We start from the raw sequence: 12,958 nt of genomic DNA on the forward strand, positions 1-12,958 counted from the left end.
TCTGAGACTGGCGCTTGACCAGCCTCCCGCCTCGGCCCCTATAAGGGTCGTGATGGACAACAACACGACCCAGGACCGGCTCTACCGGGAACTCGCCCGCACGCTGATCACCGAGTTGCAGGAGGGCCGCTACCCGATCGGTACGCGCATGCCCGCCGAACGCGAGCTGGCGACGCGGTTCGACGTCAGCCGCCCGGTCATCCGCGAGGCGCTGATCGCGCTGGAAGTCCAGGGGTTTATCGAGGTGCGGATCGGGTCGGGCGCGCATGTCGTGGCGTTGCCGGGCCAGGGCGAGACGCCCGATTTCGGCGTCTCCGCGATGGAAGTCGCCGAAGCGCGCCTGCTGTTCGAGCCGGAAGCGGCGGCGCTGGCGGCCTCGCAGATCACCGATAGCGAACTCGACGAACTGGCGACTTTGGTCGATGCGATCGAGGAGGAGAATAACACGGTCGGCGGCGCCTTCCATGCCGACCGCGCTTTCCACACGCTGATCGCCCGTTCGACGCGGAACAGCGCGATCCTGGAGACGATCGACCGGCTCTGGGAACAGCGGCTCCGCTCGGCCGAGAGCGTCCTGCTCGACGCCAAGGTCCGCGAGATCGATGTCCGCCCGATCGTCGAGCACCACGCTGCGATCCTGGAGGCGCTGCGCTCGCGCGATCCCGTCGCGTCGCGGATCGCGATGCAGCGACACCTGACCGCCGCGCTCGAAGGCCTGCTGATCGCCAGCGAGGCCCGAGCGGTGGCCGAGGTGCGCCAGGCACTGGCGGCGAAGCGCGACCGGACGGCGCATCTGAAGATTTGAAACAATAATCAGGCCCCTCCCCTGAAGGGGAGGGGGTGATCTGACTCAGAAATTCACGCCGAACCGCACGCCGGCATAGCGGCGGAAGTCGCGTGGCAGGACCGCCTGCGTCGCCGTACGGCCAGCGAAATTGCCCGCCGTGTTGACCAGCGACGCATAATATTGCTGGTCGAACAGATTGTTGACGAACGCCGTCACGTCCCAGCGTTTGTCATGCGAGCGGACGCCCAGCCGCAGGTCGAAGATGGCGAAGCCCGGCTGGAAGGTCTGGGGATCGGCCGCGACATAATAGAGGCTCGACTGATATTCCCCGGCGACCTGGGCGAAGCCGTCCAGCGTGTCGGTCAGCGGCGGCGTATAATCGACCGACCAATTGCCCTTCCATACCGGAGCCTGCGGCGCGCGCACCCCGGTCAGGTCGCGGCGGGCGGGCGAGCCGCTGCACCCCTGCGCCGCCGTCTGCATCGGATAGCATTGCGCCGAGGGGAAGGAGGTGTACTTGGCGTCGAGATAGGTGATCGCCCCGCGCAGCGCGATGTCGCGGCCCAGCCGTGCCGCCGTTTCGATCTCGATCCCGCGCGTCTTGAACTTGCCGACATTGGTCAGGCGGAAATTGCTGGTGCCGTCCGCCAGCGTCTCGATCGTCTGCGCCTGGAGATTGGTATAGTCGGTGTCGAACAGCGTGGCGTTCAGCGTCAGGTGACGGTCGAAGAACTGGGTGCGGATGCCCAGTTCCTTGTCGCGCGACCGCTCCGGCTTGACCGGCCCCGCTGCCGCCCGGTTCTGGTTGAACCCGGTCGTCAGGTCGTAGGTCTGACCCTTATAGCCGGTCGAGTAGCTGGCGAAGGTCATGACATCGGGCGTCGCCTGATAGGTCAGGCCGAGGTGATAGGTGGCGGCGGTGTCGTCGGCATTCCCCGCATAGCTGGTCCGCGCCAGATTGTCGGCGAAGGTGTATTTGACGCGCTCGTTCTGGATACGACCGCCGATGGTGCCGGTCAATTTCGACACGAACTCCCAGTCGATCTGGCCGAAGGCGGCGACCTGCCGCGATCCGGTGGTGGCATACCAGTTGGCGAGCGAGAAGGCCGGACCGCGCTGGAACGGCCGGTCGAAGCCGGTATTGGCGTAATAGACGCCCAGTGCATAACGGAATGCGTCCTCACCCGGTGACAACAGGCGCAGTTCCTGCGTGAACATCCGCGATTTGAACGCGCCGACCTGGGTATTGCTGCCGATCGCGGCCGGGGACGCGGTGTCGTCCTGATCGAGATAATCGTCCAGCCGGAAACGATCATAGGAGGTCAGCGACAGGATATTCATCCGGCCAATATTGGCCTCGCTCCTGAGCAGCGCGCCGCCGCCCGAGAACTTGTTGTGCGACCAGTAATTGTTGCTGACATTCTGATTGTCCGGGCCCGGCGTCACGCCCGGGAAGACGACCGACGGCGTCTGCCCCGCGACGCCGCGCAGCAGCGCATTCGACGCGACCGCCACGAAGGGCCGGGCGATCGTCGCATTGCCATCGACATAATTGCCCGACAGGGTGAAGGTGACGTCGGGCGACGCCTTCCAGCGTAGCTTGCCGCGCGTGTTGAAGGTCTCGCGGCCATTGGTCCGCTTGCCGTTGAAGACGTTACGGACATTGCCGTCCCAATGGGAATAGCCGGTCGACAGGACATAGCCGAGCGTATCGCTGATCGGCCCGGTCACGCTGACATTGGTGCCATATTCGCGGTCGCCGGTGACCGTGGCATTGGCGCGGACATGGAAATCGTCGGTCGGCTGCACCGTCATGATCTTGACCAGACCGGCCGAGGCCGCCTTGCCGTACAGCGTGCTCTGCGGCCCGCGCAGCACCTCGATCTGGGCGATATCGGGCAGGTCGGTGTAGACCCGCGCCATGAAGGGCAAAGCCGCGCCGTCGACGGTGATCGCCACGGCGGTCTCGACGCCGATGCCGAAGGCGAGCGTGCCAACACCCCGCAGCGAGACGGTGCCGTTGACCGGCTGCTCGGCGGGACGGATGACCAGCGAGGGGCTGACCTTGCCCAATTCCTGGAAGTGGCGCACGCCATGCGCGTCCAGCTCGGCGGGGGAGATGACCTGAACGGCCAGCGGCACGTTCTGGATATTCTCGAAACGCTTCTGTGCCGTCGTGGTGACGACGATGCCGTCCTTCTTGGCGGCGTCTTCCCCCTCGCCCGGTTTCGTCGCGTCGGTCGTGGACGCGGATGGTGCCGTCTCCGCCTGAGCCTGCGTCACCGACAACACACACAGAGCCACGCCGCACAACAGGCGCGGAACACATATTATCATTCTTACTCCCCTCCTTGCACGAAAAAGAGGGATACAGACGATTGCTTAAATTAAGATTATTCGGCTGTCATACAACTTACAGAAGCTAACGATCATGTTCATCCGGCTTCCAGCGCCAGCAGGGCAAAGGTGGCGAGCCAGTGTTCGCCCATATAATCGTCGCCCAGATGCGGCAGGCTGGCCGCCAGATGCGCATCTGCCGTGGCGCCTGCACGGGCCGCGACCGGATGCGACGGCCCCAGCTTCGTGGCGATGACCCGCCAGCACCAGGCGCGGGTCAGGTTCAGCCCGTCGAGATGCGCGATCTTGCCATCGCTGCGGTCGGACACGATGGCGGGGGTGAACAAGGTCGCGGGCTCGCCCGCCCCGACATGCGGCAGGAAGGCGTCGAACCATGTTCGGAAAGAGGCCTCGTCGAGCACCCGGCTCATCAACAACGCCTCGCACAGGGCGGGCGACAGGAACTCGTCGCCGCCGGGTTCCCAGGCCTGACAGCCGCGATCCTGCCCGAACCAGCCCTGCGCCGCCGCCGCGATCCGCTCGCGCAATACAGGGTCGCGCTCGCCCGCCCAGTCCCATGCCAGCGTCAGGGCAAAGCCGCTGTTGAAATGCGTACCGACCCGCAAGGGATAGGTCAGGCGCGGCAGGAAGTCGGCGAAACGCCGGGCGAAGAACAGGGCGAGCGGCTCCTGCACCTCGGCCCAGCCCGCATCATGACGGCTCGCCTCGTCATGCAGCGCCAGCATCCACGCCCAGCCATAGGGCCGCTCGAACCCCGCCGCACCCGGCCGCTCCAGATAGGCCAGTTCGCCCGCCACCTTGTCAGCGACGAACATCGCATCGGCGCGCGCGCGGATGGCCGGGGCGGCGTCCAGATCGGGATAATGGCGGATCAGCCGCAGCAGCTGCCACCAGCCATGGACGCAGCTGTGCCAGTCGTAACTGCCATAGAAGATCGGATGCAGGTCGGAGGGCGTGCGCGCATCCTCGGGTCCGTTCAGGACATGGATCAGCACATTGGGATATTCGCGCCCGACATGGCCCAGCGTCATGGCGGCAAAGCGTTCGGCGACGGATCGGTCCAACCGGGTCATGCGATCATTCCGTAAAGAAGGAGGATGTTGAAGACGAGCAGCGGCAACGCGGTCGGCACCTGCGCGCGGATGACGGCATATTTGTCCCTCAGCCCCAGCAGCGCGGCGGGCAGAAGGTTGAAGTTCGCCGCCATCGGCGTCATCAGCGTCCCGCAAAAGCCCGCCAGCATGCCCACCGCCGCGACGATGGCGGGGTCTGCGCCCATCTGGCGGATCAGGATCGGCACGCCGACTGCCGCCGCCATCACCGGAAAGGCGGCAAAGGCATTGCCCATGACGATGGTGAAAAGCGCCATCCCCAGCGCATAGGCCAGCACCGCGCCGATCACGCTGCCTGCCGGGATCACCGCGCCGACCAGCTCGCCGACGACGCCCCCTACCCCGGCCAGCGCGAAGACCGCGCCCAGGCTGGCGAGCATCTGCGGCATCACCGCGACCCAGCCGATATCGTCGATCAGCCCGCGCCCGGCGACGAACGGCTCGGCAGGCTGTGCGCGCAGCAGCACTCCGCACAGGATCAGCGCGATCAACGTGCCCAATGTCAGCGCGACCAGCGTCGCCTGCTTGGGATCGATGAGCGTAGTCGCATGCTTGAACGCCAGCGTTCCCATCAGTGCGACCGCCGGAATGATGAGCGCGGGAACGAAGACCTTCGCACGATGGCGATCCTCGGCAGGCTCCACCGCTTCGGCGCGACGCATCCGCCCCGATGCCGCAATGCCGATCAGCGCCAGCACCAGCACGCCGTTGGCGACATCGCCCAGCCGGTTGCCGAACAGGAACGATGCGGTGATCAGCGCATAAAAGGCGGCATTGGCGAAGCGCCGGTCACGCGCCGATAGAAGCGAGAAGACGGCAAAGACGATCCCCGCCACCGCATAGACCAGGTTCAGCCCGATCATCGCGCACCGCCCCGCGACAGACGCCGGTCGAGCCACCATAATCGCGTCCCGTGGATCACGAACGCCGCGATCGCCGTCGGGATCGCCCAGATCGAGAGCTGGAACGGCTCCAGCAGGATGCCATAGCCCTCCAGCACACCCTTCATCAGCAGGATCGATCCGACCGCCAGGAAGATGTCCTCGCCGAAGAACAGCCCGACCGTATCGGTCGCCGCCGCCATCGCCTTGACCCGTTCCGCATCATCCGCCGTCCCGCCCTGACGCTCGGCGGCGGCCTCCGCCATCGGTGCGACCAGCGGACGGACGGTCTGGGCCGGTCCGGCGACCGAGGTCAGCCCCAGCGCCGCCGTCACCTGTCGGAACAGCAGATAGCCGGTCAGCAACCGCCCCGCCGTCGCGCCGCGCAGCCCCGCGACCAATGCGCGTGCGCGTGCCTGAAGCCCCCGCCGCTCCAGCAGGCCGATCACGGGCAGCACCATATAGATCGCGGTCACATAACGCGTTTCATTAAAGGCATGGCCGAAGGTCGCGACGATCCGCACGGGGTCCAGCCCCGCGGCAAGGCCGGTGACGAACGCCGAGACGATGATGACCAGCAGCGGATGGAAGCGCAGCAGGAAGCCGCCCGCGATGACGACGATTCCGGCCAGCACCCACATCAGTGCGTCCTCCGCCCATAGCCGCCGCCGCCGGGCGTCTCGATGACCAGCACATCGCCCTCGCCCATATCGATCCCGGCGGTCGAGGCTAGGTCCTGCACACGGCCACCGACCCGCTCGACACGGTTGCGGCCCGGCTGCCCCGCGCCGCCGCCGTTCAGGCCGAAGGGCGGGACGACGCGCCGGTTGCTGAGGATCGCGGCGCGCAGGGGCTGGCGGAAACGCAGGCGGCGGACGGTGCCGCCGCCGCCATGCCACGCACCCGCCCCGCCCGACCCGCGCCGGATGGCGAATTGTTCGAGCAGCACCGGATAGCGTGTCTCCAGCACCTCCGGGTCGGTCAGGCGGCTGTTGGTCATATGCGTCTGGATCGCATCGGCGCCGTCATGTCCCGGCCCCGCGCCCGCACCGCCCGCGATCGTCTCATAATATTGATAGCTGTCGTCGCCGAAGGTCAGGTTGTTCATGGTGCCTTGGCTACCCGCCATCGCCCCCAGCGCGCCGAGCAGCGCGTCGGTCACGACCTGGCTGACCTCGACATTGCCCGCCACCACGGCGGCGGGGAAACGCGGGTTGAGCATCGACCCTTCCGGCACGATCAGCGTGACGGGCCGCAGGAACCCTTCGTTCAGCGGCACCGCCTCATCGACCAGCAGGCGCAGGACATAGAGGACGGCGGCGCGCGTCACCGCCAAAGGGGCGTTGAAGTTGGTCGTCCGCTGTTCGCTGGTGCCGGTGAAGTCGATCGTCGCGCGGCCCTGTTCGGCATCGATCGTGACGCGCACCGCGACAACCGCACCGTCGTCCAGTTCATAGCGAAAATCGCCATCGGACAGCGTGGCGATCATCCGTCGTGCCATCGCCTCGGCATGGGCCTGCACATAGGCCATGTATCGGGTGACGACGCCCTGCCCCTGTTGCGCCGCCAGCTGACGAAGCCCGTCGGCCCCGCGCGCGCAGGCCGCGACCTGCGCGGCGAGATCGGCGATATTCTGGTCGATATTGCGCGCCGGGAACGGACCGCTGGCCAGCAGGTCGCGGATCGCCTGCTCGCGCATCGCGCCATCCTCGACGATCAGTACATCGTCGAAGACCACGCCTTCGTCCGCCAGCGTCCGGCTGTCGGGCGGCATCGAACCCGGCGTCGTCCCCCCGACATCGGCATGATGGCCCCGCGCCGCGACGAAGAAGGCAGGCGCCTCGCCACCCGCAAAGACCGGCATGACGACCGTGATATCGGGCAGGTGCGTGCCGCCGCGATAGGGGTCGTTCAGCGCATAGACCTGCCCCTCGCGCATGGTGCCGCCGCGCGCCTGGATGACGGTGCGGATGCTCTCGCCCATCGAACCGAGATGGACGGGGATATGCGGTGCATTGGCGACCAGCCCGCCCTCGGCGTCGAAGATCGCGCAGGAGAAATCCAGCCGCTCGCGGATATTGACCGATGCCGCGCTGCGCTGAAGCGCCGCGCCCATTTCCTCGGCGATGCCCATGAACAGTCCGGCAAAGATTTCCAGCCGGACTGGATCGACGCTGTCCTCCGCTGCCACCTCTCGCCGGGCCGCCACGCGTTCCAGCAGCAGCGTGCCCTCGGCCAGCACCCGTGCCTGCCAGCCGGGCTCGACCACCACGGTCGACACCGGATCGATGATCAGGATCGGCCCCGACAGGACCGCCCCCGCCGCCAGCCGTTCGCGGGCGTGAACCGGTACGTCATGGCGCGCACCCGCCAAATACATGGCGACGCGATCGATCGGATCGGCGGTCCGTTCGGCCAGCGCGGGTAAGGGCAAGTCCTGCGCCTCGCCGCCCGTAATCGCCTCGACCCGCAGCTGCTCGACGACCAGGGCATCCTCGCCGACAAAGCCGAAACGCTGGCGATGCGCGTTGGCAAAGGAGGCGGCCATCGCGTCCGGGTTGGCCCAGGGCACACCGATCGTCTGATCGTTGCGGACATAACGAAGCTGCGCCAGCATGGTCAGCCGCACCGATGCCGGGTCGACGCCCTGCTCGGCCAGCCCCGCCGTGGCGGCGGCGGACAGCTCGGCCAGCGCCGCCTCCAGCGCTTCGTGACCCAGTGGCAGGCCGACCGTCGCCTCACGCACCACGCTGCGGTCGGCCAGGCCGATGCCGACCGCCGACAAAACGCCTGCCAGCGGATGGATCAGCACCTGTGCCATGCCCAGCGCATCGGCGACCAGACAGGCATGCTGCCCGCCTGCACCACCGAAACAGGCGAGCGCATAGGAGGCGGGGTCCTCGCCGCGCGCGACCGAGACGGCGCGGATCGCCCGCGCCATGCTGGCCACCGCGATCGCAACCAGTCCCTCGGCCGCCGCCATGGGGTCAAGCCGCTCGCCGGTTGCCGCCTCGACCTGATCGAGTAGCGCGGCCAACGCACCCTCGGCGGCCTCACGGTCGGGCGGCAGGTTGCGGTCGGGGCCGAACAGCGCGGGGAAATGTCCCGGCTGGATCTTGCCCAGGATCATGTTGCAGTCGGTGACGGTCAGCGGGCCGCCGCGCCGGTAACAGGCCGGTCCCGGCTCCGCCCCCGCAGAGGTCGGGCCGACCAGCAGCCGCCCGCCATCGAAATGACAGATGGACCCGCCGCCCGCCGCGACCGTGTCGATCCGCATCATCGGCACCGCCACGCGCACCCCCGCCAGCACCGCGTCCGAGCGGCGGTCATAGCTTCCCGCGAAAAGCGACACGTCGGTCGAGGTGCCGCCCATGTCGAAGCCGATCACCCGATCGAAACCCGCGCCCTTCGCCGTGCGCGCCATGCCGACGATGCCCCCGGCCGGGCCCGACAACAGTGCATCTTTGCCATGGAAATGTTTGCCCGCGACCAGCCCACCGCTCGATTGCATGAACAGCAGACCGCCCGCCGCCGCCTCGCCCAGCCTCGCTTCCAATCCCCGGACATAGCGGCCCAGGACCGGCGACAGATAGGCATCGGCCAGCGTCGTGTCGCCGCGCGCGACCAGCCGGATCAGCGGCGCGGTGCGGTGGCTGACCGAAATCTGGGTAAATCCCGCCGCCTCGGCCAGTTCGGCCAGCGCCAGCTCGTGCGCCTGATGCTTCCAGCCATGCATCAGCACGATGGCGATCGACCGCAGCCCCCGCGCATAGGCCTGCGCGAAGGAAGCCGCCGCCGCGTCGCGATCCAGCGGGGTCAGGACCTGTCCCTCCTCCGTGACCCGTTCGTCGATCTCGACGACCTCGGCGAACAGCGGCGGGGCACGGCGGATGTAGCGCGCAAAAATATCGGGCCGGTCCTGATAGCCGATCGCCAGCGCATCGCCGAAGCCGCGCGTGATCGCCAGCAGCACCGGCTCGCCTTCGCGCTCCAGCAGGGCATTGGTCGCGATGGTCGTACCGATACGGACGCCGCAGGGCGGGAGGGGTCCTTCGCCTATCCCGGTCAACTGCCGGATCGCGGCCTCGGCAGCGTCATAGCGGCGGTCGGGATCTTCGGACAGCAGCTTGGTCGTGACGACGCGGCCGTCGGGGCGACGGGCCACCACGTCGGTGAAGGTGCCGCCGCGATCGATCCAGAACTGCCACGGCGCCATCGCATCCTGCATGTCATCCTCCGCCGACACATCGCGTGTCATTTGATCCCGCTTCTGTCAGTGACATGCGCGCTACACAATCGCCGCCTATCCGCCCGGCGGCACGAATCCCATGGGTTAACGACAGGAACGGCAGGGGACGAATGAATTCCGGTCCGCCAGGGGGGCGGCCATGACGATGCTCGTCGCGCTGGCGCTGGTCGCCGCGCAAGGTGATCCCCTGCTCTCCATCGACCTTCCCGCCCAGCCGGTGGGGGCCGGGCTCGACCGGCTGGCCCGTCAGGCAGGCGAAGCGCTGGTGGCGCGGCCCGGCGATCTGGCCGGACGGCGTTCGCCCGCCTTGCGCGGACGGATGCGTCTTGCGGCCGCGCTCGCCCGCTGGTGTGCCCCCGCGGGACTTTCCTGCCGCCGGATCGCGGGCGGGATCGTCGTGCGCGCGCTGGGGCCAGGGCCGCGCGCGATCCCGCCGCGCGCTCGCCCCGCGCCATCGCCGGAAGACCCGATGACCGGCCCCGACGTAATCGTCAGCGGCCGTCGCGGGATGACGGTGCAGGGCGAGTTGGAGCGCAGCTATTCCGCCTCGCACCTCGACGCGGTCGAGCTGGCGCGACGGGCGCCGCAGAGTCTGGCCGAACTTCTGTCCGGCCTGCCCGGCCTGTGGGTCGACAGCTCGGCCGGGGTCGCGGCCAATACCATCCGGGTACGCGGCATTCCGCTCGATGGATATCAGGCGATCGCGGTGCAGGAAGACGGCCTGCCGGTGCAGCACGACACGCTGCCCTGGACCGATATCGACCAGTTCGTCCGCCCCGACCTGATGATCGAGAGCAGCGACTATGTGCGCGGCGGCCCCTCCGCGATCTTTGCCAGCAATGCACCGGGCGGCGTGCTGAACCTGCGCACCCGTGCGCCGCGCGACCGGCCGGGCGGCGAAATGCGCGCGACCATGACCGATTATGGCCTGATCCGCTGGGAAGCCTATGCGACCGGGCCGGTCGGCGGCGGATGGCGGGTGATCGCGGGCGGCTCGGTGGCGCGCGATCCGACGGTCCGACGCATCGCCTCGACTCTGGGCGGCGGTCAGTTCCGGGTGCGCGCTGACCATGAGCTGGGCAGCGGAGGGCAAGTGTCGCTGGCGGTGCATGGGCTGGACGACGACACGCTCAACATATCGTCTTTCCCAATGCTGTATGACGGCGGACGGATCACGCCGCTACCCGGTTTCGATCCCCGGCGGGGGAGTTTCCTGGGACCAGAGCTGTCCCGGCTGCGCTTTGCGGCACTGGGCGACCGGCCGCTGGGACGCAACAATCGCAATCGCATGGTAACGCCCTCGCTGTCTTGGACCCAGCCGGTCGCGGATGGCCTGCTGACCCTTCGCGCCCATTACCGAATGTCGCGAACCGAGCGTTATGCCCTCTCCTCTTCGGGGAACGCGATCCCGGCGGCGCAGGCCATCGCCGACGCGCTGCCACGCGTGATCGCCGCCTTCCCCACGACCATGCGGGTCGACCTGCGCCACGCCAGCGACGGCAGCGATTTCGTCCCCCTGCCCGGCAACGACCGCGTCATCGTGCTGAACCCGGTGGCGGCGGATACACGGCTGGACGAAGGGATCGCCGACCTCTCCTACGCCCATACGCTGGAGGCGGCGGGGCATCACGACCTGACGCTGGGACTCTATGTCGTCGGTTATCGCTGGGATTTTCGGCGGGCCGTCGCTCGTGTGCTGCTGGAGGCGCGCGATCAGGGACGACGGCTCGATCTGGTCGCCCTGGACGGCAGCGGGCGGGTGCTGGGACGGGCGACCGATGACGGGCTCCTCAGCACGGGTTCGACCTATGAGGCCGTGCAGGGGCGCCAGCATATGGTCGCGCTCTATGCCGCCGACGAATGGCAGCTGGGCCCGCGCTGGCGGCTCGACTGGGGGCTGCGGCATGAGCGGGCGGCGCTGGCGGCTACGGTCGAGCGTCCGAAGGTCATAGACGGCGGCGATCCCACGACCCTGGCCGACGATCGCATAGCGCTCGGATCGGGGCTGTCGGATGCGCGGGCAAAGCGTATCGCCCGCACCGCCGCGACGCTGGCCTTGCACTGGCGCGCGAGCGACCGTCTGGGCGCCTTTGCCCGCGCCACCCGTGCGATGCGACTGCCCGACCCCGGTGTGTTCCGCATCGGCGGCAGCGACCAGCCCCGCGCGCTGACCATCGAGCAGGCCGAGATCGGCCTCGTCTGGCGACGTGGAACCACCGGCCTGGACGCGACGCTGTTCGCCAGCCGCTTTCCCGACATCGCCCTGCCCGACCTGTCGCTCGACCCGGCGACCGGCGCGGTACGGGTCGGCGAGTATCAGGCGGCGGCGCGCACCATCGGGCTGGAAGTCGGGGCCGGCGCCGCGCCCCTGCCCGGCCTGTCGCTGCGCGCCACGGTGACGTGGCAGGACCCGCGCCTGCAATCCTATCGCATCGCCAGCCTGATCGACGGTGCGGTGACGGTCACGGACCTGAGCGGCCGCATCCCCCGCCGGGTGCCGCGCATCATGGCCAGCCTGTCGGCCAGCGCCGCGCTCCCCGGAACCGGCGTCACGCTGGACGGCGACCTGTCGGCGATGGGGCGACGCTATGCCGATGACGCCAATACCCTGGCGCTGCCCGGCTTCGCGCTGGTGAACATGGGCGCGCGTTTCGACGCGACCGAGGCCCTGACGCTCCGCCTGCGCGCGACGAACCTGTTCGACCGGATCGCGATCATGCAGGGCGACGCGCTGGGCGGCGAAGTCCGGGCCGGGGACAATAGCGGTGTCGTCACCGTCCGCGCGCAGCAGGGCCGGGTCGTCTCGCTCAGCGCAAACTGGCGATTTTAGCGCGGTAGCGCGCCAGTTCCTCGGCCGCCGCCGCCATGTCGCGCCGGAATGCCGCATTGCCATGTTCGCGTGCCACCACCGCACTGGCCGCCATATAGCCGCCCTCGACCGCGCTCTGGCTGTGCGAGCCGCAGATCCAGCGGCTGTCGCCATAGTCACGCCCGCGCGCCAGGATCGGCTGCGCCCTGTCGGGCAGCAACTCGGCCATCAGCAATGCAAAGCCCCAGCCATGCGCGGTATGGCCCGAAGGATAGTCGCCATTGGCGATCAGCCCCGGCCTGCGCGGTTCGCAGATCGGCAGGTCGCCGCCGATAAAGGGGCGCTTCGACTGCCAGTGCGCCTTGGCCGATCCGATCGCCGCCGAGCGATCCGCGTCGAACTTCGCCAACAGCGCAGCGGTCACGGGCAGCTTGGTCCAGTCGGGCCGGAAACCCAGCGCGGTGGCGAAACGCTCGCCCATGTCGCTGGAGACATCGGCGGTCGCCTGCTTCCACCGTTCCGTGCCGTTCAGGGCACGGCTGTCACGAAAGGCCCGGGCATCGGCAAGCGCGCGCGGCGACCCCGGGGTCGGCGGTCCGGGCAGCACCGCCGCCAGATCCAGTCCCTCGCCCGCCGCCAGATACCCCGCCGTATCCCGTGCGGGCGCTGCCGCCGGTGCCATCGCGACCAGTGCCATCGCGGCCACCAGCCCCCACCGCCTTGTCCGCTTCGCCATGTTACCCATCCCTTACCAAGACTTGG

General features: G+C 68.5%; 8 protein-coding genes. 2 read left to right on the forward strand and 6 right to left on the reverse strand.

From position 1 onward, the window contains the following. The first annotated feature begins 52 nt into the window (after positions 1 to 52). Entirely contained in the window at positions 53 to 805 is a 753-nt protein-coding gene (locus tag NS355_RS07455) for a FadR/GntR family transcriptional regulator (RefSeq protein WP_058745114.1), read from the forward strand. A 45-nt stretch (positions 806 to 850) separates the two neighbouring features. On the opposite strand, the gene NS355_RS07460 is transcribed toward NS355_RS07455, so the two are convergent. The 5 genes from NS355_RS07460 to NS355_RS07480 all read right to left on the reverse strand — a co-directional run bounded on the left by NS355_RS07460 (position 851) and on the right by NS355_RS07480 (position 9,396). Beyond that, complete coding sequence (locus NS355_RS07460) at positions 851 to 3,124, reverse strand: TonB-dependent receptor (RefSeq protein ID WP_244489589.1); 2,274 nt, start codon at positions 3,122 to 3,124, stop codon at positions 851 to 853. A gap of 98 nt (positions 3,125 to 3,222) precedes the next feature. Next, on the reverse strand, positions 3,223 to 4,218 hold the full coding sequence (locus NS355_RS07465; protein ID WP_058745115.1) for a DUF2891 domain-containing protein: 996 nt from the start codon (positions 4,216 to 4,218) through the stop codon (positions 3,223 to 3,225). Further along, positions 4,215 to 5,120, reverse strand: a complete 906-nt coding sequence (locus NS355_RS07470) for a DUF979 domain-containing protein (RefSeq protein ID WP_058745142.1) — start codon at positions 5,118 to 5,120, stop codon at positions 4,215 to 4,217. Before NS355_RS07470 ends, NS355_RS07465 begins: the two co-directional genes overlap by 4 nt. Then, complete coding sequence (locus tag NS355_RS07475; protein WP_058745116.1) at positions 5,117 to 5,779, reverse strand: DUF969 domain-containing protein; 663 nt, start codon at positions 5,777 to 5,779, stop codon at positions 5,117 to 5,119. The genes NS355_RS07470 and NS355_RS07475 overlap by 4 nt, the downstream gene beginning before the upstream one ends. After that, complete coding sequence (locus NS355_RS07480) at positions 5,779 to 9,396, reverse strand: hydantoinase B/oxoprolinase family protein (protein WP_244489590.1); 3,618 nt, start codon at positions 9,394 to 9,396, stop codon at positions 5,779 to 5,781. The genes NS355_RS07475 and NS355_RS07480 overlap by 1 nt, the downstream gene beginning before the upstream one ends. Positions 9,397 to 9,526: 130 nt before the next feature. Here NS355_RS07480 and NS355_RS07485 point away from each other — a divergent pair, with 130 nt between their 5' ends. After that, positions 9,527 to 12,217: a TonB-dependent receptor domain-containing protein gene (locus tag NS355_RS07485; protein WP_084787666.1), complete on the forward strand. Its 2,691-nt coding sequence runs from the start codon at positions 9,527 to 9,529 to the stop codon at positions 12,215 to 12,217. Here NS355_RS07485 and NS355_RS07490 read toward each other — a convergent pair. Further along, on the reverse strand, positions 12,195 to 12,932 hold the full coding sequence (locus NS355_RS07490) for an acid phosphatase (protein ID WP_058745118.1): 738 nt from the start codon (positions 12,930 to 12,932) through the stop codon (positions 12,195 to 12,197). The genes NS355_RS07485 and NS355_RS07490 overlap by 23 nt on opposite strands. Between the last annotated feature and the right edge of the window lie 26 nt (positions 12,933 to 12,958).

The sequence above is a fragment of the Sphingomonas yabuuchiae genome, from assembly GCF_001477495.1.
In the GTDB taxonomy this organism is placed as follows: Bacteria; Pseudomonadota; Alphaproteobacteria; order Sphingomonadales; family Sphingomonadaceae; genus Sphingomonas; species Sphingomonas yabuuchiae_A.

Coding starts and splice junctions, on each gene's coding strand:
- NS355_RS07455 (WP_058745114.1), top strand. CDS start 53: ATGGACAACAACACGACCCAGGACCGGCTCTACCGGGAACTCGCCCGC.
- NS355_RS07460 (WP_244489589.1), bottom strand. CDS start 3,124: ATGATAATATGTGTTCCGCGCCTGTTGTGCGGCGTGGCTCTGTGTGTG.
- NS355_RS07465 (WP_058745115.1), bottom strand. CDS start 4,218: ATGACCCGGTTGGACCGATCCGTCGCCGAACGCTTTGCCGCCATGACG.
- NS355_RS07470 (WP_058745142.1), bottom strand. CDS start 5,120: ATGATCGGGCTGAACCTGGTCTATGCGGTGGCGGGGATCGTCTTTGCC.
- NS355_RS07475 (WP_058745116.1), bottom strand. CDS start 5,779: ATGTGGGTGCTGGCCGGAATCGTCGTCATCGCGGGCGGCTTCCTGCTG.
- NS355_RS07480 (WP_244489590.1), bottom strand. CDS start 9,396: ATGACACGCGATGTGTCGGCGGAGGATGACATGCAGGATGCGATGGCG.
- NS355_RS07485 (WP_084787666.1), top strand. CDS start 9,527: ATGACGATGCTCGTCGCGCTGGCGCTGGTCGCCGCGCAAGGTGATCCC.
- NS355_RS07490 (WP_058745118.1), bottom strand. CDS start 12,932: ATGGCGAAGCGGACAAGGCGGTGGGGGCTGGTGGCCGCGATGGCACTG.